Genomic DNA, 21,889 nt, shown 5'->3' with positions numbered 1-21,889 from the left:
CATTCTCGCGATAAGCGCCTAGCGCGGCGACTTCGGTGAATGAGTGAGGCCCGCAGGCAATGCAGCACGACCAAAGAGCTGGACTGGCCTATGCGGCGGCGGGCTTTGTCATTTTGTCGATCGGCGATGCTGTGATCAAAAGCATGGCGGAAGAATGGCCTGCGGTTGCGGTTGCCGCTTTGCGCTTTTCCATCGGCGCGCTGGGCCTATCGGTGCTGCTATGGCGCAGTGAAGGGCGACGCGCATTTGTGCCGCAAAATCCCTGGCTTCAGTTGGTTCGCGGCGTGTGCCTTGCGGTGGCGAGCCTGTGCTTCTTCTCTGCCATTTATATTATGCCCTTGGCCGAGGCGATGGCGATTGGCTTTCTCGCGCCGGTACTGACGCAGGTGTTTGGCGGGCTGATCTTGGGCGAGAAGATCCGCCCTGCTGCATGGGCCGTGTCGGTGATTGCCTTAGCGGGGGTCATGATGATCTTGCGGCCTAATCTGGCGGAAATTGGGCTAGGGGCGTTGTTGCCGCTGGTATCGGCAACCTTCTTTGCGCTGATGATGGTCGCCAACCGCGCGAGCGCTGGGCAGGGCAGTGCCTTGTCGATGCAGGTGTTTATGGCGGGAGTGGCATCGCCTATCCTGATCCTGGCGGCGGTCGGGGCGAAATTTTCCGGCATTCCAGAACTCGATTTTGGCTGGCCAAGTTGGGATGTGGCTTTGCGCTGCGCCATCGTGGCGGTCACTGCCAGCGCAGCGCATTGGCTCGCCTATCTTGGCACATCCAAAGCGGGCGCGTCGCAAGTGGCGCCGGCGATCTATGTGCAAATGCTGGTCGCTATAGCGCTAGGGTGGTGGTGGTTTGGTGATGTGCCTGATCTCCTGACACTGGGCGGTGCCGGGATGATCATTGCGGCTGGATTGTTCCTGTGGTGGGACAGCCAAAGCTCGCCCAAGCAAAGCGCCAAACAGCCGAGCTAAGCAGACAGGCTCTTGAAGCTGAGCCATGAGCCGTTACAGGGGCGGGGCAAGCAGCAGATACCGCCGAACCGCATCAGCGATTTTGGCAACGCGATATTCATCCACTGCCGCCTAGTTGCTGCGCGAGGTACAGCGCGTGAGGTAGGCTAGGCGTGCCAGCAGGGGTTAGAGACAAGACTATGTGCGGAATCATCGGAATTGTTGGGAATGAGCCGGTCGCTGACCGCCTGGTCGATGGCCTCAAACGCATGGAATATCGCGGCTATGACAGCGCGGGTATTTGTGTCGTTGATGACGGTCAGCTGGTTCGCCGCCGAGCCAAGGGTAAGCTTTCTAACCTTCTGGGCGTTCTCGCCGAGGATCCCGTCGAAGGTACAATTGGCATCGCTCACACGCGCTGGGCCACACACGGTGCCCCGACCACGACAAACGCGCATCCGCATGCCACCAATGAACTCGCGCTCGTGCACAATGGCATCATTGAAAACTACAAAGAACTGCGCGCCGAACTGTCCGATGAAAATCGGACGTTTGAAAGCGAAACCGATAGTGAAGTTGTAGCTCACCTGATCTCTTCGCGGATTGAAAAGGGCATGTCGCCAGAGGATGCGGTGGCTGAGGTGTTGCCGAAATTGCGGGGTGCTTTCTCTCTGGCAATCACATTTCGCCAGCATCCTGATATGCTGATCGGTGCCCGCCTTGGTTCGCCGCTGGTCGTCGGCCATGGCGAAGATGAGATGTATCTCGGCTCAGACGCGCTTGCATTGGCGCCGCTTACACAGCGCATCTCCTATCTCGAAGAAGGCGATTGGGTCGTTATCAAGCGCGATAGCGCGCAGGTCTATAACGTAGAAAACAAGCCTGTAACCCGCGATATCCAAGCCTCTGGCGCGACAGCGGCGGCGGTTGAAAAGGGCAATTTCCACCACTTCATGCAGAAAGAGATTTTTGAGCAGCCAACCGTGGTTGCGCAAACGCTCAGCTCTTACTTGCGCCAGGCGGATAACACCGTTGCTCTGCCTCAACTTGATTTCGACATTTCGCAGATCAAGCGTCTGACCATCGTCGCCTGCGGCACCTCCTTTTACGCCGGAATGGTCGCGAAATATTGGTTTGAGCAATTCGCCCGCGTGCCGGTCGATATCGATGTGGCCAGCGAGTTCCGCTATCGTAATCCGGTGCTGGAGGAGGGCGGCCTGGCGCTGTTTATCTCCCAGAGTGGGGAGACCGCCGATACTCTCGCGGCGCTGCGCCATTGCAAGGCCGAGGGACAGACCATTGGCGTTGTCGTGAACGTACCGACCAGCTCCATGGCGCGCGAGGCGGACTTGCTGCTGCCGAGCCATGCCGGGCCGGAAATCGGTGTCGCCTCGACCAAAGCCTTCACCTGTCAGCTCGCGGTCCTGGCCGCGCTGGCTGCGCATATGGCGGTGAAGAAGGGCCTGATGAGCCGCGAGGAAGAGGCCGAGGTCGTGACGCATCTGCTGGAAGCTCCCGCTGCGCTCAATGAGGCGCTGGACCATGACCAAGACATTGCCAGCATGGCGCATCTGATCGCGCCGGCCCGCGATGTGCTCTATCTGGGCCGCGGACAGGATTACCCGCTTGCACTGGAAGGCGCGCTAAAACTCAAAGAAATCAGCTACATTCACGCCGAAGGTTACGCCTCGGGCGAGATGAAGCACGGCCCAATCGCGCTGATCGACAAAGACGTCCCAGTGGTGGTGATCGCCCCGTCCGGCCCGTTGTTTGAAAAGACCGTCTCGAACATGGAGGAAGTGCGCGCACGTGGCGGGCAAGTGGTGCTGATCTCTGATGCGGAAGGCCTGGCGCAAGCGGGCGAGGGCTGCATCGCGACGATCGAAATGCCGGTGGTTCACCCGCTGATCGCGCCGCTGGTTTATGCTATTCCCGTGCAATTGCTGGCCTATCACGTTGCCGTGGTGAAGGGGACTGACGTTGATCAGCCCCGCAACCTCGCCAAATCCGTGACGGTTGAGTGATGACAGCGGGCGGCGGTGATGGCCAAGAGCTCCTAAGTTTAGAGGGAGGCTGCCATTGCCGTGCCGTCCGCTTCCGAGTGCAGGCCGAGCGCGCGCCCAAAATGCTGCGCTGCAATTGCTCGATATGCGCGGTGTCCGGCTATCTCCACCTGTTTATCCCGCATGACAGGTTTACGCTGCTGTCGGGCGAGGAAGCGCTCACTTCATACCGCTTTGGTTCAGGCGAGGCGGAGCATTTGTTTTGCAAGATTTGCGGCACGAAAAGCTTCTACCAACCGCGCTCCCATCCCGAAGCGTGGAGCGTCCATCTCGCCTGTCTTGATGACAGCAGCGGTCTAACGCCGGAAATCCGCGATTTTGACGGCCGAAACTGGGACCGAAGCAAGCTGTAACAGGGGGCCGCAGCTCGTAGCGCAATCGGCTCGTCAGGCCGCAATTCCCCCTAAGCCGGCCTCGCAATTTACTTCATACTAACCTTTGCTGGATAGCCGCGGGGGTGTGATCGAAGATGATGTCCCCCCGCAGCCCGCCAATCGCCGGTTGTCTATGCTCGCTGTGCTGGGATTAACCGGGGCAGGGGATAATGATTGGGCGCGGCTGCGCGGCCTGCAATATTCAGGGCTCTCGGCGCTCACCTTCTTCAGAACCTACATTCATGCGATCATGGGCCTGTTCACGGTCCACATCTATTCCGGCAGTATCAGTCTGATCTGGCTGGCGTTTTGGTGGGTTTCCTTGGTGCTGCTCCAGATCCGCGGAGTGCGGTTTGACCGCACGTTGGCCGATGCCGAATATCGCAAGCTGTCGCGCCAGGAATTCTATGGGCAGGCGCTGACGCCGCTGCTCTCTGGGGTCCTGTGGGCGGTGCCAATCCTGGTATTCGCGCCTTACGGCTCGCTTCCAGACCTGATGACGCTGCTCGTTGTGGTGGCGACTTTGACGGCGGCATCGATTTATTTCTACGCTGCGGCCCCGCTCGGGATTTTCGTGTTTACCCTTACCGTTGGCGTGGCCGCGGTTTCGCATTTGGCGCTGCAAGGGCTCTGGACGGTCGCGGTCGCCGGGACGTTTTACGGTGTCGGCTGCCTGTTCGGTACGATCGAGGTGGCGCGCACCTATCTCACCGCGCGGATTGCAGAGAGCAGCGTTGCGGAAAAAGAGCAGGTCGTCTCGCTGTTGCTGCGCGAGTTTGAGGAGAATGAGGCCGATTGGCTGTGGGAAGTCGATACAGCGCGGCGTCTGCGCGGCGTTAGCCCGCGTTTCGCCTATGCGCTTGGCTGTCCTCAGGCGGAGGCGGAGCGCCGCCCACTGCTCGAACTGATCGCCGGCGACACTTGGGAAAGCGGCAAGTTTCCGACCAGCCTGCATGATCTGGCTGAGCGGCTGAAGCATTGCGAGAACTTCTCCAACCTGCTCGTCAATGTGACGATCCGCGGTGAGAAGCGGTGGTGGGAGCTGTCAGGCACACCAATGCGCGACGACCAGAACCGCTTTATTGGTTTTCGCGGGGTCGGCTCCGATGTGACAGAGGCGCGCGCTTCGTCTGAAAAGATCGCTTACCTCGCGCGCTATGACACGCTCACCTCACTGCCCAACCGTTTGCGGCTGACCGAGGCGCTGGGCGATGCGCTGGTATTTGCGGAGCAATGGCGCACGCGATGCGCTCTGCTGATGGTGGATCTCGACCGGTTTAAAGCGGTGAACGATTCGCTCGGCCATATGGTCGGCGACAAGCTGCTGGCTCAGGTGTCTGCGCGTCTTCAGGCCCTGATGGGGCAGGATCAGATGTGCGGCCGATTGGGCGGCGATGAATTTGCGATTGTGCTGCGCGATGTCAGCGACCGTGAGATCATTCGCACCACCGCCAACCGTGTCATTGAGGCTCTGACGGAGCCGTATCAGGTCGATCAGCACACACTTTACGTTGGCGCCAGCGTCGGCTCAGCGGTGGGCCCGCGCGATGGCAAATCGGTTGAAGAACTGATGCGCAACGCCGACCTTGCGCTCTACCGCGCCAAGGATGCGGGCGGCGGCGAGCACTTTGATTTTGAGCCTGTGCTCCATGCCTCTGCCGAAGAACGCCGCCAGCTTGAGGTGAGCCTGCGCAAGGCGCTCGACCGCGACGAGATGGTGCTGCACTATCAGCCTGTGGTTGACGCCAATAGCGAGAACATCGTCAGCTTTGAGGCCTTGGTCCGCTGGGACAGCGCCGATCACGGCTTCGTGAGCCCCGGTAAATTCATCCCGCTGGCCGAAGAAACGCGTCTGATCGTGCCGATTGGCAAATGGGTCCTGCGCGAGGCATGCCGCGAGGCCTGCAATTGGCCCAAGCACGTGCGGGTCAATGTCAACGTATCACCTGAGCAATTGCTCGAGCCGGATTTCTACGAGGATGTCGTCGCCGTTCTGGCAGAGACGGGGCTGTATGCAGATCGGCTTGAGGTTGAGGTGACTGAGAGCATCTTCCTGCGCGATGCCTCCATCGCTCGCAAAGCGCTGGAACAGATCATGGCGCTGGGTTGCAGCGTTGCGCTGGATGACTTTGGCACGGGCTATTCCTCGCTCGGCTACATCCGCAAGCTCAGCTTCTCGACCATCAAGGTCGACCGCACCTTTGTGCAAGGCGCGGCGCAGAACAGTTCAGAAAGTCTGGCGATCATCAATGCGGTGGTTGCGATGGCGAAGAGCCTCGACATGACCACGACGGCGGAAGGCGTGGAGACCATCGAAGAAGCCAAGCTCATACGCGAGATGGGCTGTGACAAGATCCAAGGGTTCTATTTTGGCCGTCCAATGCCAAAGAATGAAGCGCTACGGCTGTTCGATGCAAACGGCGGCGACGGCGAACGCCAAATCGCCTGAGCGGCTCAGACCAACGCTGCGATTGCGCTTTCAAACAGCATGCGGCCATCGGTGCCGCCTTGGGCGTCTTCAACCGCGCGCTCTGGGTGGGGCATCATGCCCAGCACATTGCCGCCCGCGCTCAGCACCCCGGCAATATCGCGGCGTGATCCATTGCAGGGTTCGGCATAGCGGAATGCGACCCGGCCATCGCCTTCGATCCGGTCGAGCGTCTCTTCGTCAGCAAAGTAATTGCCATCGTGGTGCGCCACGGGAATTTGGACGGTGTCTTTCCCGGCATAGGCACGGGTAAAGGCCGACTGGGTGTTCTCTGCGATCAGCGGTACGGTGCGGCAAATGAAGTTCTGGCTGGCGTTGCGCATTAAGGCGCCGGGCAACAGGCCGCTCTCGGTTAGCACCTGAAAGCCGTTGCACACGCCCAGTACGGGCACGCCGCGATCCGCCGCAGCAATCACGCTGCGCATGATCGGGCTGTTCGCGGCCATCGCGCCAGAGCGCAGGTAATCGCCATAGGAAAAACCGCCGGGCAGGGCGATAAAGTCAAGGTTGTCAGGCAGCTCTGCATCGCCGTGCCACACCCGGATCGGCGCGGTGCCCGATACGAGTTCCAAAGCGCAGGCCATATCCCGGTCGCAATTGGAACCGGGGAAAGTGATCACAGCGGCGCGGAAACCCATCAGGCCGCTCCCGCTGTTTCCAGCTTCTCAATCGTGAAATCTTCGATCACCATATTCGCGAGCAGTTTTTCGCACATCGAATTGAGCGCTTCGTCGCTTGTGCCATCGGCCACGTCCATTTCGATCATCCGGCCAATTCGCACGTCTTCGACGCCTTCAAAGCCCATGCCATCCAGTGAATGATGCACGGCGCGGCCCTGGGGGTCGAGCACTCCGGGTTTAAGGCGGACGAGAATACGGACTTTCATGGGCGGCTCACCTGATTACGCGCGTGGATGGGCGAATGATGCGCAGCGTATAGCGTAGCCCCGTGCTGGCGCAATCATTGCTGGGCAGCTTGCCCACTATCACGAGCGCTTATTCGCGCTTGCTGGGGCCGGCGCTAGGGCGCGATGCTGTCTGGCAGCTCAGCGTTCTCATGGATCACCAGCACTTCGACCGCTTCATCAGCCGTGAGATACTGCGCTGCGACAAACTGAATGTCTTTTGGAGTAATGCTCTTGAGTTCGCCAGGGGCATCGAGGAAACGCTGCAAGCGCTCAGATTGGCTTTGCGCGTTGTCCGCCAGACCCATCCAACCGCCGAGCGATTTTAGAGCATTGTCATAGCTTTCCAGCATCGGCTGGCGCGCCCGGTCAATCACATCACTTTCCAGCGGCGCTGCGGCGAGTTCGCTCAGCATCGCGCGGATCGCTGCGCGGGTTGGCTCCAGCTCTGCAAAATCGACTGACGCGGTCAAGCTGAACGTGCCGTAGCCTGCGTAAACGCGACTGGCGGAGCTGCCAGCGGACGGCGAATAGGCCTTGCCCAATTCCTCGCGCAGCCGCTCTTGCAATTGGATGCGCACGACGCGGCTGAGCAGCGAAAGGAGGAGCGCCTCGGATAGGTCGCTGTCATCGGTTGTCGGCCAGACCATACGGACCAGAGCTTGGTCGGTTTCGCCGGTGTGGGTCAGCGTTTGCAGTCCGCGCTTCGAGGTGAAGCTGCGCTTTCGAGCCTCGCTGCGCAGTTGGAATTCCGCCTCGCGGGTGGGCAGGGCGCCCAATGTGCTGGCCACCGCTGCGATGGCTGCGTCTGGATCAAAGTCGCCGACCAGCGCAATTTCAATCGCGCCGCTTTCCAGCCGGTCGCCAATGTCGGCCTTCAACTGTGCGAAACTGCGCGAGAGAAACGCCTCTTGTGGCTGCAGGCTGAAGCGCGGATCGCCATCGGACAGGATCCCGCCCAGCCGATTGCTAAGCGCACGTGACGGTGTCGCATCGAGATTGGCAAAGTAATTCTCGATATTCTTGGCATAGCGCTCCTCACCCTCGCGCCGGTAACCGGGATCGGTCAGCGCGGCGGCGAGCAATTGCATCTGCAATTGCAGATCGCGCGGCGTGGTGCTGCCCGACATGCGGAATGCGTCCGTGCCTGATCCGATGTTAAAACCAACGCTGCGCCCGGCGAGCACGCTTTGCAATTCGTCCTGGCTGTGCTCGCCAAGGCCGCCGGTGGCCAGCACGCTGACCATTGCGGTGCGCAGCGGATCGTCCGCTGTGTCGAGCAAGGTGCCGCCATCCAGGCTGAGGCGGTAGCTTACGCGGTCCTTGCGAATATCAGTGGTCTTGAGGTTCAGCCGCACGCCATTGGCAAAGCGGATCAGGCGGAAATCAAACCGATCATCGACCGTGTCGGAGACGATTTCGCCCGGCGTGCCGAAGTCGCTGTAGGCAAAGCTTTGCTCGCCGCTGTCTTGCGGCGCGGCGATCTCTGCCGCCATTCCCTCGGCAAGAGCCGCGCGCAGAGCTTCTTCGCCGCCCTCGGGCGCGCTGCGTCCTTGGAACCGGATCAGCGGATCGCCAGTGGCTGGCAGGTCCGCGATCAGCGCGGCAAACACGCGGCCCGGTGTGATGCTGGGGGCCAGCGCTTCAAACCGCTCCAGACGGTATTTGGGATCGGTGGGAATGCGTTCTGAAACGACCAGTCGCAGCGCCGCATTAGCGAAGGCACCATTGCTGCGCGTATCAGCCGATGCGACGCCATTTTCCAGCGCGGTGCGCAGGTTGGCGACTTGCTCGGTCACTTCCGCTTGAGTGAAGCCGAACTCCACGGCTTGACGCACTTCGCGTAAAGCGGCGACGAGCCCTTTGCGCCATTCGCCATCGGCGCTGCTAATGGATAGGCTGGTGGAGCGCGCGTCTTCGAACAAATCACTGCTGCTGAACCCAGCGCCGCGAAAGGGTGCATCCTCGCCGCGCGCCAGGCGGGACAATCGCCGGCCGATAATGCGGTAGCCAATGCTGCGCAGCAGCGCCTCATCGCGCGTTGCGACAGTGTCTGGCCTGTCCTTCCACTTAGAAAAACTGGTCAGACTGACGCTCTCTGACAGGGCAGGGTCGGTGTAGATATCGACCTCTGATTCGCGCTCAATCGGGATCGGGCCAGTAACCGGCTCAACCGGGGCCGGGCCGCCTCGCCAATCGGTGAAGACTTCGCGGATCTTGGCTTCCATCATGGCGGCGGGAAAATCGCCGACGATCACCATAACCGTGTTGGCAGGCACATAGGTGCGCTCGTAAAAGCCGCGCAGATCCTCGGCGCTGGCGTTCTCAAGCACATCAAGCGTTCCAATCGGCAGGCGGTCCACGAACCGCGCGCCGGGAGCAAAGAAGGCGAGCTGATCTTCGGTCGCCTTCTGCTGGAAACCGCGCCGGTCGCGTCGCTCCGCCAGAATAACGCCGCGCTCGCGGTCTACCGCATCTTGCGCAATGGTCAGCTCGCTCGCCGTCTCACGCATCAGCATCAATGCCGTGTCGAGCAGGTCTTCCTCGTTCTTCGGCAGATTGAGCATATAAGTGGTGGTCTCAAACCCGGTGGAGGCATTGGTGTCCGCGCCGAAGGCGAGGCCTTTGCGCTCCAACAGTTTGATCATCTCGCCTTCGGGAATATTGGTTGAGCCGTTGAAGGCCATGTGCTCGACGAAGTGCGCAAGGCCGCGCTCGCTATCGGTTTCATCAAGCGAGCCAGAGCCGATCTGCATCCGCACCAATGCGGTGCCTTCCGGCGTGGAGTTTTCACGGATGATATAGCGCATGCCATTGTCCAGCACGCCGAACACAAATCCGGGATCGACGGGCACGTCACTGCTCTCAAACGCCCACAGCGGCTCCTCTTCAGCCTGTGCGGTCTCAGTGGCGGTCTGCCCTTGCGCCGCGAGAGACTGAACGAGAACGAGGTTGGGAAGCGCAAGCAGCGCCCCTGCGATGAGCGCGCGTGAGGTAAAATTCATATGCTGAAATTGTGCCCTATGATCATATAACGATGGCTTCTTAGCGCATTGAAACTGAACGTGGCATTTTAATCGGCGCCGCAGGCGCCGCAAGGGCCCCGTGCCCGCCCGCAGCGCTGCGGGCTAGCCCGTAAAGCGCGAGGACATCGCATGCCCGGATGGGCGTGCGGAAAACCAAACGCTTACTTTTTCGGCGGGGTTTTGCCGCGCATCCGATTCCGATGGGTCGACAGGTCCAGCACTTCGCCAGGGCCATTGTCTTCGTCCTGCAGCAGGCCGAGACGCCGCGCGACTTCGCGGTACGCCGCCTCTTCACCGCCCAAATCGCGGCGGAAGCGGTCTTTATCCAGCTTCTCGCCAGTCTTCATATCCCACAGGCGGCAGCCATCCGGGCTGACTTCATCGGCCAGAATGACGCGGCTGAAGTCGCCATCGAACAGGCGGCCAAATTCCAGTTTGAAATCGACCAGGCGAATATCGATCCCGGCGAACATGCCGCAAAGGAAATCATTCACCCGGATCGCCATGGAAGACATGTCGTGCATTTCTTCGACGCTGGCCCAATTGAAGCACGCAATGTGCTCCTCTGAGATCAGTGGATCGCCCAGCGCATCGTCCTTGTAATAATACTCAATCAAGGTGTGCGGCAGCGGCTCACCTTCTTCCAGGCCTAGCCGCTTGCAAATCGAGCCGGCGGCGACATTGCGCACCACGACTTCGATCGGGATGATCTCAACCTGACGCACCAATTGCTCGCGCATGTTCAGGCGGCGGATGAAATGCGTCGGGATGCCGATATGAGCAAGGCGGGTGAACACATGCTCGCTAATGCGATTGTTGATCACGCCTTTGCCGTTGATGGTGCCCTTTTTCTCCGCATTGAATGCGGTCGCATCATCTTTGAAATATTGGATAATCGTGCCCGGTTCTGGACCCTCATAAAGGATCTTGGCCTTGCCTTCATAGATTTGGCGGCGACGGGTCATGCTGGGCCTCCTGGCTCGCGGGTGTAAAGCCGCTGCTGAAGCGAATGGTGCCCGGGGGCGGATTTGAACCACCGACACGCGGATTTTCAATCCGCTGCTCTACCCCTGAGCTACCCGGGCATTCGCTGCGGCGACGGGTTTGGCGTTTGGCACGCTTTGCCCGGCGAGCAAATGAGAGCGGGCCTATGGCGCGGGCGGCGATGTTTGGCAAGAGGGAAATAGCCTGAGGCACAGGTTCTTTTACGCTCAGCCTTGCTGTTCCCAATCTTCGCGCGCGATCTCTTCTGGGGATGCCGGGCGGCTGGGCAGGGCGTAGCCATCGCCAAACCACTTGGCGAGGTCGAGATCCTTGCAGCGTTGGGAGCAAAATGGGGTGAAGTCCTCAGCGCGGGCTTTCTTGCAGATCGGGCAGGTCTTAATCTTAGTCATAGGCTTACAATCTGCGCCTGAGAACCTTCCAACGCAAGGCTCGGGCTCGTCTCAATCCGCACTTCTTTGCCTGTGCGCCGTGCGAGTTCGACCAGCCATTCTTCCTTAAACTTCGACTTGAGGGCCGGGTGGACGGTAAGCAGCAATACAGCGCCCAGCCCCTCGGCAGTTTCCGCCCTTCGCAAGGCCTTCCGCGCGCATGCTCCGACCCGCGAGGTTGAGAATCGGTGGAGCAGCGATGGCCCTTCGAGCCGGGCGACGATTTGCACAAAGCCAAAGCCGTTCATTGCCGTGCGCTCATGCGGCCAGTCATCAAGCGCTTCTTCCAGGGCCGCATCCACGGCCTTGCGCCCGGCCTTGTCTTGAATGGTCGGAAAATCGATGCCGATATTCCCTGCCAGATCGAACCAGCGCAGTGCCTGAGCGATGGCGGGGACGGCTGCTAATGATAGCTCTAACGGGCTTCCTTCACCGTCAATGTCGATCAGGGTCATCGCAGGCGTGACACTGATGATTAGCGAGCCGCCGGCGAAGTCTATCTGTCCAGAACTTGCCGCCTCCCAGACCTCTTCCCACAGGCCTGACGGGAAACGGCGCACATGCTTGCCCGTCGCAAACACGGACGTTGGCGGGATGTGCGGGTTATCATCGGCGAAGTATCGCGCCTGTGCTCGCTTTAGGCGACCTCGTTCCGCCATCGCCTCGCGGATTATGATCAAGCGGACGTCGCTGCCTTCGCTGGCATCGCGCGGAAGGCCGTCTGCGTTGATCTCAACCCCGCGCGGGCTAACGCACAAAGCGCGCGATGATCCGGCTTTGCGAGAGACAATCTTGGCCATCAAAACCGTTCGCGCGCAGTCTTTGCTCAGCCAAAACAGCTTAGCCGCCAATATCTGATCGTTCTCGGTCAAGAGCGCGCGGGTCTCGCCGATCCCTTCTTCGACAAGCCACTCAGCCAATGGCAAATCCCGCCGATCTCAGCAGCGCGCGGGTCTCGTACAGCGGCAGGCCCATCACGCTGGAATGGCTGCCTTTGATCCATTGGATCAAGCCCTCGGCTGCGCCTTGGATTGCGTATCCGCCCGCTTTGCCGCGCCATTCGCCGCCCGCCAGGTAGCTGGCAATTTCCTCATCAGAGAGGACTTTGAAGCGCACGACATTCTCGCTCAGCCGCGTGCGGATACCGCCATCTGGCGCGCGCAGGGCAATCGCAGACAGCACGACATGCCGCCGCCCACCCATCAGTTTGAGGCATGAACGCGCTTCGTCTTCGGTCTCGGTCTTGGGCAGGATGCGGCGGCCAACGGCCACCACGGTGTCGCCAGCAAGAATGTGGGCGTCGCCGTTGGCGCTGACAGCCTGTACCTTTTCCAGAGCCATGCGCGCGGCGTAGTCGCGTGGAAGCTCGCCCTTATGCGGTGTCTCATCGATATCGGCCGGGGCCACATCATCGGGCGCCATGCCGAGCCGCGCGAGCAGATCGCGCCGGCGCGGGCTGGCCGAAGCTAAAATGAGTTTTGGGGCGCTCACTCAGCGCACCTCAAAATTATGGCGTTGGGCCAGGGCCTTGGCCAGGGCCGCCGCGTCCGGGCATGAAGCGATAGGTGATGCGGGCCTTGGTGAGGTCATACGGCGTCAGCTCGCACAGCACTTCGTCGCCCACCAGCACGCGGATACGGTTCTTGCGCATTTTGCCAGCGGTGTGGCCCAACACTTCGTGACCGTTTTCAAGCTCGACCCGGAACATCGCATTGGGAAGCAGTTCGACGACCTTCCCGCGCATTTCGAGGAGTTCTTCTTTGGCCATGTATATCCTTATGCAAACAGCTTTTCTGAGTAAAATCACTCATTCAGGCGCGCGCTTTAACCCCGCCGAGAACAAAATGGAAGTCTCGTGCGTTAGGGGCATCAAGCGGATGCGCTCTCGGTGCGTCTTTTACGCGACACTTTGTGATGCAATTCGATACAATTCAGGTGCTTGTCTGAGGGCACCCGATGTCTGAAGAGGACCAAATGAAATTCTCCCAATTCCTTTTGTCCGGGGCTAGCCTTGCCGGATTGGCCAGCTTGGCCGCCTCACCCGCATTGGCTCAGCAACAGCGCGATGTGCCTGAAAGCGAACAGTCCGATATCGAACTCGGCTCGGCCAGTGGCACGCCCTCTGGCGGCGAGATTGTTGTTCAGGGGCGGCGTTTGCGCGGTCAATTGGATGTGGAGCAGGCCCCACTATTGGAGCTGAATGAGGATGATATTGCTGGTGAGGGGGTAACTTCGATTGCCGATCTGGTGACACAGGTTACCAATCAGACTGGCTCTGCGCGCGGGCGCGGCGGAGGCGGACGTCCGGTGATTTTGGTCAATGGCATTCGTATCGGCAGCTTTCGCGAGCTGCGATCCTATCCGCCTGAAGCACTCGAAAAAGTCGAGGTGTTCCCAGAGGAGGTCGCGCAGCGATTTGGCTTTTCGCCTGATCGCCGAGTGGTGAACCTCATTCTGAAAGACAATTATTTCAGCCGCGAGATCGAGCTGGAATTTGAAGGGCCTTCAAGCGGCGGATATATCGCTCTGGAACAAGAGCTTGGTTTTCTGAAGATTGCCGATGGCGGGCGGTTTAACGCGAATTTTGAAGCGCGCGATTTGTCGCTGCTGACGGAAAGCGAGCGCGATCTGATCCAGACGCCGGGCTCCATCTCAGAACTGGCGAGTGATCCCGACCAAGCGGAGTTTCGCTCTTTAATCGCGGATAGCCTGCAATTGGAAGGCAGCGTGAGCTGGGCTAAGGCCTTGGTTGACAGCGGTACGTCGCTTAGCGCCAACCTCAATTACACTCGCAATCAAAGCCGCAGTCTGTCCGGCCTCAATATCGTCGAGCTGGAAGATGGCGCGGGCAATACGCTGCTGCGGACATTTGGTGAGGAGGACCCGCTGGAGCGGCGTGTGTCGATCGACACTTACGAAGCCTCCGGCTCCTTGACCCGCCCACTTGGCGCATTCCGCCTGACCGCGACTTTTGATGGCAGCCGGATTGATAGCGAAACTGAAATCGACCAGCGCTTTGATACGCAGGCGCTCCAGGACGCGGCCTTGGCGGGCACACTTGCGCTCGACGGAGCCCTTCCGACTTCGGCAGAGGCTGGATTTGAAACGGCGCGCTCGCGCAGTTGGACGGCAACTTCGAAAGTGACCGCGCGCGGTCCGCTGGCTGACTTGCCGGGCGGCGAATTGCTCGCGACCTTCGATGCCGGCTACAGTTGGGACCGCATTGAGAGCAGCGACACTCGTTCGTTTGTCGATGCCCGCCTGACGCGCGGCGATCTGGAGGGCGGGGTCAATCTGGTCATCCCGATCACCAGCACCCGTACCGGTTTCGCGGATGCAATCGGCAGTTTTACCCTCAACGCGCAATTTGGCGCTGATTACCTGTCAGATTTCGGAACCCTTACCGATTGGACCGCTGGGCTCGTTTGGGCTCCGACCGACAACCTCGACCTGACCGCCACCTACATTGAGCGCGAAGTCGCCCCGTCGCTAGGTAATCTCGGCAATCCAGAGATCATCACGCTCAACACGCCCGTGTTCGACTTTGTGAACGGCGAGACTGTGCTGGCGAGCGTGACCACGGGCGGCAATCCTAATTTGCTGGCTGAGACCCAGCGGGACTGGCGTTTTGCGGCCAATTGGTCGCTGCCATTTTTGCGCGGGTCCCGGTTGGGCGTGGAATACATCCGCAATCGCTCCGATGACGTGACCAGCGATTTTCCGGCGCTAACCGAAGAGATTGAGAACGCCTTTGCCGATCGTGTGGCGCGTGATGCGGGCGGCACCTTGGTGGCGCTGGATAGCCGCGCAGTGACCTTTGCAGAAACCCGCGCAGAGCGGCTGCAGTTCACATTTTCCACGCGCGGCAGCTTTGGCGGGTCAAGTGCTGCGGCTGGCGGTGGTGGCCGCGGCGGGCCTCCTGCTGCAGGCGGATCTCCAGCTGGCGGCAGGCCTGATGGAGCAGGTCGTAGAGGCGGCGGCGCAGGCGGCCCACCGACCGCTGAGCAACGCGAGCAATTCATGGCGTTCCGAACGCGTATCTGCGCCGATGATGGACTGGATGTGCTCACCCGTCTGGTCGCCGCGGTTGAAGCTGGCGAACACACTTCGGACATTCTGCCGAGCTTCGATCCAGAGCGTTTTGGCCGGATGCTATCACGCGCTCGCGATGAAAATGGCGAGATCACGCCAGAGCGGATTGCTGAGTTCCGCACGCGCTTTTGTAGCATGGACCCCGCGATGATGCGCGGAGGCGGCAGAGGCGGCGAACAAGCTGGCGCGGCGCAGGGCGGCAGACCGCAAGGTGCAGGCGGAGCGCCCCGCAATCCGCTGACCGGCGGCTTTGGCCGTGATGGACGCGGACGCTATTTCGTAAACCTCACGCACACGCTGGAGCTGGCGAATGAAATCCTGATCGCGCCGGGGCTGGAACCGCTCGATCTGCTGGATGGCGATGCCACCGGTTCCTTTGGTCAGGCGCGCAATGCGACCCGGCTGGAGGCGGGCATTTTCCGCAATGGAATGGGGATGCGCATTTCGGGCCGCTACACTGGCAGCGCCCGGATTGATGGCTCGGCCTTGCTTGGGTCGCCGGATCTGTTTTTCGATGATCTTGCGACCGTCGATCTGCGCGTGTTCGCGGACCTTGGCCGGATATTGGGCAAAGATCAGGGTTTCCTAAAAGGCTTCCGTATCGCTTTGCGCGCAGACAACATCTTTGACGCGCGCCGCAGGGTGACCGACAGCAATGGTGACACGCCAATCAACTTCCAGCCGCAATTGATCGACCCAACCGGCAGGTTCGTTGGCATCGACTTTAGAAAGGTGTTCTAAACGTCGAGTTTGGGAAACATCCAGCGGCGCATCGCGCTTGGTTTGAACGGCTTCCAAGTGCCCTCTTTTTGGGCCAGCCGGTCAGCCATGGCGATCATCACAGATGGGTTTACGCCCAGTCCAAGGTGGCTGGCGTAAACCTCGATGTTCTCGCTCGGGAACTCGCCCTTTTTCTGCACGGAGCCGCGCCAGTGGACCACGCCGTCGGTCTTGGTCAGGATTGACGTCGTCGGCACCGGCGGGGCGACATCCAGCCCCTGGAACTGTCCGCCGCGCAAATGCTCGGGCTCATCGCCGTTGAAGAACTTGAACAGGCGCGCCGCGCTGGTGTGATTGCGATCATCAGAGATCGGGCTGCCCAGGCTAATCACCAGGCGCACCTTTTCTGGATGCAGTTTCGCCAGCTCGCGCGCTAGCACACCGCCTAGGCTCCAGCCGATCAGGGAAACCTTGCGGCCCGTGTTCTCAAACAGCTCCTTCAGCTGCGCTTCGATCACTTGCAACAGCTCTTCATTGACGCGGACATTGCGGCCCGCATCCCAACCATGCGCATCATAGCCCAAATCCCTGAGCAGGCGGCGCATCGGCATGGTTGAGCTGTTGGTCGCCATGAAGCCGGGCAGGACCATGACAGCATGGCCATCACCCTTAGGCGGCTGCGACAACATCGGGCGCGAGGCGTAAAACGCGCCCAGCTCAAAGAAGGCGCGGCCTTCGGTCAGTGTCCAGAAGCGGTGCGGCGGCTTGGCTTTCGTTTCCTCAAGAAATCGATCTGCTTCCATGGCTGAATTTGGTGCGATGCTCGCCACTATGTGTTCTTCCCAACCCGTTTTTGTGGTGTTTTGCGTTTTGTTTTCGTTGCCGTTTTCTTGGCCGGCGCTCGTTTCGTCGCCTTCTTCTTTGGTGCCTGTTTGCTGACCGCAGATGCCGCCGCCAGCAGCTCGTCATAGCTGTCTTGCAGACACTGCGAGTAAAACTCTGGGTCCGGCATGATATCGCGGCACGCGGTGAAGCTGATATAGGCTTCATCGACATAGCTTTGCACGACATGGGCTAGGCCCAATCCATCGTTCAGGCAAATGAGAGACAGCGCCATGCTCTCCATCCGCGCGCCTGATGAGTAGATATGCACGGGCGGGCCAGGCACGTTGGTCACCACTGTGTTGAACGGCATGGCGAGCTTGTGCGCGATGCTGACCCGGCTGAACAATTGCGCGCCCAGCGCCATGTATAGCGCGGGATTGACCTTGCTCACCTCGGTCATGGTGCGCGCGCCCAGCGCGTTCGTCATGGCTTTGGAATTGCTGGTCTGGCCATAGACATATTCCAGCCGCTCTTTCGGATCGGCGATATGCGTGCCCAGCGGGGCGATCATGGCCGCGACCTGATTGCCCATATCGCCCTTCTCATCCTCTGAGCGGACGGAAATCGGCGCCATCGCCGTCATCGTCGATTTGGGGAGATCATCCTTGGATGTAAGATATTTGTGGAGCGCGCCGCCGATCACGGCAATCGCGACATCATTGACCTTCGCTTCAGGCACGAGCGTACGGATCGACTTGAATTTGTCGAGCGGGAAGGCGCGGCCTTCAATGACGCGGTGCGGCGATATGGAGCGGTTAAAGCGGGTGCGCGGGGGCACCATGTCGGTGCTGAGTTTGAAATCGCGGGCGATCAGGCCCTTGATCGCGCTGGCCACGCCAGGAAGGGATTGCGCCGCAACTTGCGCCTGTTTCAGCGGGTTGAGCAGCGCATTGATATAGGATTTGCCGAGCAATTGCGCTGGGCCCGGCACTTTTTCTGGCTTCCATGTATCGGCTTTTTTCAGCGGCTCGACATCGGGCGTAATCGTGTGGAGCGCCTCCACCAGATCGATCCCGCTCATCCCGTCAATCGCGGCATGATGGACCTTCGTAACGAAGGCAAAGCAGCCGGGCGGGTAGCTGCGAACATTGTCGAGCCCCTCGATCACGGTGAATTCCCACGGCGGGCGGTTAAGGTCCAGCGGGCGTGCATGGATGCGCGCGGCCTGAATGCACAGCTGGCGCCAATCGCCGGGCTTGGGCAAGGCGACGTGGCGCACGTGATATTCCAGATCGAAATCAGGGTCCTCAATCCAATACGGATAATCCAAGTCAAACGGCACACGCACGAGCCGCTGGCGCATGGTTTTGGAGAGCTGCATCCGGCCTTCGATGAAGCTGAGGATGTCTTTAAAGCGGACAAACCCGCCGGGCGCCGTCGCCGGATTGTAGATCAGCACGTTGCCGATATGCATCGGCGAATTCGGCGATTCCAGCGCTACGAACGATGAATCCATGCCTTGCAATTGGCGCAAGGTGTTCTCCCGCTTTTTTCTGTCCTGTCGCTTCACTGCTTGAGGACAACCAACCCAAGACCGGGCGGCTTCGACCTATTTTTAGGCTCTACGAATAAGCGCTATAGACATTTCCTGTGCGAGACAAGTTCACGCACGCGGTAGGTCTTGCCCTTAGGGAAGGTGTTTTTGTAATATTATGACTCGGCGATTGCTTCTGCGGCCGCTACGCCGCTGGCCCAGGCCCATTGGAAATTGTACCCGCCCAGCCAGCCGGTGACGTCCACAGCCTCGCCGATGAAATACAATCCGGGCACGTTTTTCGCCTCCAGCGTTTTGGAGGAAAGCTCGTTTGTCGCAACGCCGCCTATCGTCACCTCGGCCTTGGCGAAACCTTCGGTGCCGTTGGGGGCAAAGCGCCAATCGGCAAGGCGCAGTTCAGCTCGGTGCAAGGCCTTATCGGGATTTTCGCCCAGTATTCCCGATATGCCAGGATCGGTCCGCATCTGATCCGCTAGCGCCGCCGCTAGACGGTTAGGCAGGTCATCACCGATTACATCTTCAAGGGTTCTTCGTTGGTGTTGGCGTTTCTTCTCCACCAACCAGCCTGATGGACGGCCTGGGAAAAAGTCGATCCCAATTTCCTCGCCATGCTTCCAATAGGATGAGATTTGCAGGATCGCCGGGCCGGACAGGCCGCGGTGCGTGAACAGCGCGGCCTCTTCGAATTCGACCTTTGACTTCTTGACGCCAGTGCGCGCGGTCACCGGCGCAGACACACCGGACAGCTCGCGGAACAATACGTCCTCGCCGCCGAGTGTCAGCGGGACGAGGGCAGGGCGCGGCTCCACGACTTTTAGGCCAAATTGCCGCGCCAGATCATAAGCGTAATCCGTCGCGCCCATTTTCGGGATCGACGGCCCGCCGGTCGCCACCACCAGCGATTTTGCGCGCATCGCCTGACCGTTTGCTTTGACCGCAAATTCGCCGCCATCTTCCACCACATCGCTGACATGCGCGTCGCACAGCACATCAACTTGTCCGCCGTGCGCCGCCGCTTTGCCGCATTCATCGAGCAGCATTTCCACGATCTGCTTGGCCGAGCCATCGCAGAACAATTGCCCCAAAGTCTTCTCGTGCCAGGCAATGCCATAGCTGTTCACCAGATCAATGAAATCTTGCGGCGTGTACCGGCTGAGCGCTGATTTTGCGAAATGGGGATTGGCGGAGAGGTAGTTCGCCGCTGTCGTGCGCGAATTGGTGAAATTGCAGCGCCCGCCGCCCGAGATCAGGATCTTCTTGCCCGGCGCATTCGCCTTTTCCAGCACAGCCACACGTTTGCCGCGCTTGCCCGCCTCTGCCGCGCACATCAGCCCGGCGGCGCCCGCGCCCAGAACGATCACATCATATTCTTGCATGGCCGCACCGATAGGCGGGTGTGCACGCAATGCCAATCACGCATTGCCAACCCCGGCGCACGGTCCCTATCTGATGGGCATGGCCCGGACACCTGCTGGCACCTCTGACAACCCCCATGGGGCGGACCGCTTTAATGAAGAGCGGGCGGCCTATACCGTCGCGAGTGCACAGCCGAATCTGGAGGCTGGCGTTACCGCGATCAGGGAGACGGTGAAGACCCTGAAACCGATCCCCGGCGTGTACCGCATGCTCGATACGCGCGGCGATGTGCTGTATGTCGGCAAGGCGCGCAGCCTAAAGGCGCGGGTGGCGAACTACACTCAGGTCAATGGCCTATCGGGCCGGTTGCAGCGGATGGTCAGCCAATGCCGGGCGATGGAGATCATCACCACCAATTCCGAGGCTGAGGCGCTGCTGCTCGAAGCACAACTAATCAAGCGGTTTCGCCCGCCGTTCAACGTGCTGCTGCGCGATGACAAGAGCTTTCCTTTCATCCTACTGCGCAGCGATCATGAGTTTCCGCGCATTCACAAGCATCGCGGCGCGCGCAAGGCGAAGGGCAATTATTACGGGCCTTTCGCCAGCGCGGGCAGCGTGAACACCACGCTCAACGCGCTGCAAAAGTTGTTCCTGCTGCGATCCTGCACCGACAGCTTCTTCAAGAACCGCGACCGGCCATGCCTGCTGTATCAAATCAAGCGCTGCTCTGCGCCGTGCGTCGGCCGGATCAGCGAGCCGGATTATGACAAGCTCGTGGATCAGGCGAAGAACTTCCTAGCGGGCAAATCTGGGCAGGTTCAGCAAGACTTGGAAAAGCAGATGGCGAAGGCGGCGGAGGAGCTCGATTTTGAAACCGCCGCGATCTTGCGCGACCGATTGCGTGCGGCGACCTTCATTCAAGGCAGCCAAGCGATCAACGCCAGCGGCGTGGGCGATGCCGATGTCTTCGCGCTGCATGCGAAGGGCGGGCAGGTCGGCATCCAGGCCTTCTTCATTCGCGGTGGGCAGAATTGGGGGCACCGCGCGTTTTTCCCGACGCATACGAAGGGCGTGGAGGAGGATCAGATCCTCTCCAACGTCATCCTGCAATTCTATGAGGAAGTGCCGCCGCCGCCGATGATCCTGGTCGACCGGGAGCTGCCGGAAAGCGAGCTGATCGAAGCGGCGCTGTCCGAAGTGGCGGACAAGAAGGTCGCGCTTTCCGTCCCGCAACGCGGCGACCGGCGTAAGCTGATGGAGCAGGCGAGCCGCAACGCGGTGGAGGCGCTGGAGCGGCGGCTGGCCGAGACCGGCACGCGGGCCAAGACCAATCGCGAAATGGCAGAATTCCTGGAGCTGGATGCCCCGCCCAAGCGGGTGGAGATCTACGACAACAGCCATATTCAAGGCGCGAAGGCGGTCGGCGCAATGGTTGTCGCCGGGCCGGAAGGCTTTGAAAAGTCGCAATATCGCAAGTTCAACATCAAGTCCGCCCAGACCAATGATGACTACGCGATGATGCGCGAGGTGATGGAGCGCAGGTTCACCCGTGCGATGAAGGACGACCCGGACCGGGAGCGCGAAGGCGTGTGGCCCGACCTCGTCCTGCTCGATGGCGGCAAGGGGCAAATGTCGAGCGTGCAGGAAGTGCTGGGAGAGCTCGGCATTGAAGATCTGGCCGTGATCGCGATTGCCAAGGGTCCGCATCATGGCCGCGAAGGGCGCGAGGTGTTCCACTTCCCAGACGGGCGCGAGAAGATGCTGCCGACCAATTCGCCGGTGCTGTACCATTTGCAGAACCTACGCGACGAGGTTCACCGCTATGCCATTGGCGCGCACCGGGCGAAGCGGTCCAAAGCGATCACCGCCTCTCCGCTGGATGAAATCCCCGGGATCGGCCCTGCAAGAAAACGCGCGCTGCTGCTGCATTTCGGCACGGCCAGCAAAGTGCGTGCGGCATCGCTGCAAGACCTCCAACGCGCGCCCGGCGTCAGCGATGCAGTGGCGCAGACGATCTATGATTTCTACCACGCGGGTGGGTGAGCGTGCGGCGCTATTGGGTGGTCTATGGATTCCCACATTCTCCAAAACGACCAGCGGAGTTCT

At 60.4% G+C, this 21,889-nt stretch carries 17 protein-coding genes and 1 tRNA gene; 6 read left to right on the top strand and 12 right to left on the bottom strand.

Annotated elements, in window-relative coordinates:
• Positions 1 to 59: 59 nt before the first annotated feature.
• From AC0V6M_RS01120 to AC0V6M_RS01105, 4 genes are all read left to right on the top strand, one after another.
• Positions 60 to 968, top strand: coding sequence for a DMT family transporter (locus tag AC0V6M_RS01120; RefSeq protein WP_486137028.1), 909 nt, complete (start codon positions 60 to 62; stop codon positions 966 to 968).
• A gap of 179 nt (positions 969 to 1,147) precedes the next feature.
• Complete coding sequence (gene glmS / locus AC0V6M_RS01115) at positions 1,148 to 2,971, top strand: glutamine--fructose-6-phosphate transaminase (isomerizing) (RefSeq protein ID WP_486137027.1); 1,824 nt, start codon at positions 1,148 to 1,150, stop codon at positions 2,969 to 2,971.
• The gene (locus AC0V6M_RS01110; RefSeq protein ID WP_486137026.1) at positions 2,971 to 3,363 is read left to right on the top strand and encodes a GFA family protein; all 393 of its coding nucleotides are present in this window, start codon (positions 2,971 to 2,973) and stop codon (positions 3,361 to 3,363) included. Before glmS ends, AC0V6M_RS01110 begins: the two co-directional genes overlap by 1 nt.
• A 106-nt stretch (positions 3,364 to 3,469) precedes the next feature.
• Positions 3,470 to 5,833, top strand: coding sequence for a putative bifunctional diguanylate cyclase/phosphodiesterase (locus AC0V6M_RS01105; RefSeq protein WP_486137025.1), 2,364 nt, complete (start codon positions 3,470 to 3,472; stop codon positions 5,831 to 5,833).
• Positions 5,834 to 5,838: 5 nt separating this feature from the next.
• Here the strand turns inward: AC0V6M_RS01105 and purQ are convergent, their stop codons facing one another.
• The 9 genes from purQ to infA all read right to left on the bottom strand — a co-directional run bounded on the left by purQ (position 5,839) and on the right by infA (position 13,003).
• Positions 5,839 to 6,510: a phosphoribosylformylglycinamidine synthase subunit PurQ gene (purQ, locus tag AC0V6M_RS01100; RefSeq protein ID WP_486137024.1), complete on the bottom strand. Its 672-nt coding sequence runs from the start codon at positions 6,508 to 6,510 to the stop codon at positions 5,839 to 5,841.
• Positions 6,510 to 6,758: a phosphoribosylformylglycinamidine synthase subunit PurS gene (gene purS, locus AC0V6M_RS01095; RefSeq protein WP_486137023.1), complete on the bottom strand. Its 249-nt coding sequence runs from the start codon at positions 6,756 to 6,758 to the stop codon at positions 6,510 to 6,512. The genes purQ and purS overlap by 1 nt, the downstream gene beginning before the upstream one ends.
• Positions 6,759 to 6,892: 134 nt before the next feature.
• On the bottom strand, positions 6,893 to 9,781 hold the full coding sequence (locus AC0V6M_RS01090; RefSeq protein ID WP_486137022.1) for a M16 family metallopeptidase: 2,889 nt from the start codon (positions 9,779 to 9,781) through the stop codon (positions 6,893 to 6,895).
• Between the two features lie 182 nt (positions 9,782 to 9,963).
• Positions 9,964 to 10,767 (bottom strand): phosphoribosylaminoimidazolesuccinocarboxamide synthase, encoded by an 804-nt coding sequence (gene purC / locus AC0V6M_RS01085; protein WP_472644626.1) that lies wholly within the window; start codon positions 10,765 to 10,767, stop codon positions 9,964 to 9,966.
• A gap of 45 nt (positions 10,768 to 10,812) precedes the next feature.
• Positions 10,813 to 10,887: transfer RNA gene (locus tag AC0V6M_RS01080), tRNA-Phe, on the bottom strand.
• Between the two features lie 126 nt (positions 10,888 to 11,013).
• A complete protein-coding gene (locus AC0V6M_RS01075) occupies positions 11,014 to 11,196 on the bottom strand; it encodes a DNA gyrase inhibitor YacG (RefSeq protein ID WP_486137021.1) in 183 nt (60 codons plus the stop codon).
• Positions 11,193 to 12,155 carry a ribonuclease E/G gene (locus AC0V6M_RS01070; RefSeq protein ID WP_486137020.1) on the bottom strand — a complete coding sequence of 321 codons (963 nt, stop codon included), beginning with the start codon at positions 12,153 to 12,155 and terminating at the stop codon, positions 11,193 to 11,195. The genes AC0V6M_RS01075 and AC0V6M_RS01070 overlap by 4 nt, the downstream gene beginning before the upstream one ends.
• Complete coding sequence (locus AC0V6M_RS01065) at positions 12,148 to 12,726, bottom strand: Maf family protein (protein ID WP_486137019.1); 579 nt, start codon at positions 12,724 to 12,726, stop codon at positions 12,148 to 12,150. The genes AC0V6M_RS01070 and AC0V6M_RS01065 overlap by 8 nt, the downstream gene beginning before the upstream one ends.
• 16 nt (positions 12,727 to 12,742) lie before the next feature.
• The gene (gene infA, locus AC0V6M_RS01060; RefSeq protein WP_472644631.1) at positions 12,743 to 13,003 is read right to left on the bottom strand and encodes a translation initiation factor IF-1; all 261 of its coding nucleotides are present in this window, start codon (positions 13,001 to 13,003) and stop codon (positions 12,743 to 12,745) included.
• Positions 13,004 to 13,209: 206 nt separating this feature from the next.
• Between infA and AC0V6M_RS01055 the strand changes: the two genes are divergently transcribed.
• The gene (locus tag AC0V6M_RS01055) at positions 13,210 to 16,068 is read left to right on the top strand and encodes a TonB-dependent receptor domain-containing protein (RefSeq protein WP_486137018.1); all 2,859 of its coding nucleotides are present in this window, start codon (positions 13,210 to 13,212) and stop codon (positions 16,066 to 16,068) included.
• On the opposite strand, the gene AC0V6M_RS01050 is transcribed toward AC0V6M_RS01055, so the two are convergent.
• The 3 genes from AC0V6M_RS01050 to AC0V6M_RS01040 form a co-directional block, all read right to left on the bottom strand.
• Positions 16,065 to 16,877: an esterase/lipase family protein gene (locus AC0V6M_RS01050; RefSeq protein ID WP_486137017.1), complete on the bottom strand. Its 813-nt coding sequence runs from the start codon at positions 16,875 to 16,877 to the stop codon at positions 16,065 to 16,067. The two genes, AC0V6M_RS01055 and AC0V6M_RS01050, sit on opposite strands and share 4 nt — an antisense overlap.
• Positions 16,877 to 18,388, bottom strand: a complete 1,512-nt coding sequence (locus tag AC0V6M_RS01045) for a WS/DGAT/MGAT family O-acyltransferase (RefSeq protein ID WP_486137016.1) — start codon at positions 18,386 to 18,388, stop codon at positions 16,877 to 16,879. Before AC0V6M_RS01045 ends, AC0V6M_RS01050 begins: the two co-directional genes overlap by 1 nt.
• A gap of 194 nt (positions 18,389 to 18,582) precedes the next feature.
• The gene (locus tag AC0V6M_RS01040) at positions 18,583 to 19,803 is read right to left on the bottom strand and encodes a BaiN/RdsA family NAD(P)/FAD-dependent oxidoreductase (RefSeq protein WP_486137015.1); all 1,221 of its coding nucleotides are present in this window, start codon (positions 19,801 to 19,803) and stop codon (positions 18,583 to 18,585) included.
• Between the two features lie 79 nt (positions 19,804 to 19,882).
• Here AC0V6M_RS01040 and uvrC point away from each other — a divergent pair, with 79 nt between their 5' ends.
• Positions 19,883 to 21,826, top strand: coding sequence for an excinuclease ABC subunit UvrC (gene uvrC, locus AC0V6M_RS01035; RefSeq protein ID WP_486139547.1), 1,944 nt, complete (start codon positions 19,883 to 19,885; stop codon positions 21,824 to 21,826).
• Positions 21,827 to 21,889 lie beyond the last annotated feature (63 nt).

This window comes from Erythrobacter sp. JB3-1, assembly GCF_057364995.1.
Note: the sequence above shows the minus strand (reverse complement) of the source record. Positions and strands in the feature narration are given on the sequence as shown.

Coding starts and splice junctions, on each gene's coding strand:
- AC0V6M_RS01055 (WP_486137018.1), top strand. CDS start 13,210: ATGAAATTCTCCCAATTCCTTTTGTCCGGGGCTAGCCTTGCCGGATTG.
- AC0V6M_RS01120 (WP_486137028.1), top strand. CDS start 60: ATGCAGCACGACCAAAGAGCTGGACTGGCCTATGCGGCGGCGGGCTTT.
- AC0V6M_RS01045 (WP_486137016.1), bottom strand. CDS start 18,388: ATGGATTCATCGTTCGTAGCGCTGGAATCGCCGAATTCGCCGATGCAT.
- AC0V6M_RS01090 (WP_486137022.1), bottom strand. CDS start 9,781: ATGAATTTTACCTCACGCGCGCTCATCGCAGGGGCGCTGCTTGCGCTT.
- AC0V6M_RS01075 (WP_486137021.1), bottom strand. CDS start 11,196: ATGACTAAGATTAAGACCTGCCCGATCTGCAAGAAAGCCCGCGCTGAG.
- AC0V6M_RS01110 (WP_486137026.1), top strand. CDS start 2,971: ATGACAGCGGGCGGCGGTGATGGCCAAGAGCTCCTAAGTTTAGAGGGA.
- glmS (WP_486137027.1), top strand. CDS start 1,148: ATGTGCGGAATCATCGGAATTGTTGGGAATGAGCCGGTCGCTGACCGC.
- purC (WP_472644626.1), bottom strand. CDS start 10,767: ATGACCCGTCGCCGCCAAATCTATGAAGGCAAGGCCAAGATCCTTTAT.
- purQ (WP_486137024.1), bottom strand. CDS start 6,510: ATGGGTTTCCGCGCCGCTGTGATCACTTTCCCCGGTTCCAATTGCGAC.
- infA (WP_472644631.1), bottom strand. CDS start 13,003: ATGGCCAAAGAAGAACTCCTCGAAATGCGCGGGAAGGTCGTCGAACTG.
- purS (WP_486137023.1), bottom strand. CDS start 6,758: ATGAAAGTCCGTATTCTCGTCCGCCTTAAACCCGGAGTGCTCGACCCC.
- uvrC (WP_486139547.1), top strand. CDS start 19,883: ATGGCCCGGACACCTGCTGGCACCTCTGACAACCCCCATGGGGCGGAC.
- AC0V6M_RS01040 (WP_486137015.1), bottom strand. CDS start 19,803: ATGCAAGAATATGATGTGATCGTTCTGGGCGCGGGCGCCGCCGGGCTG.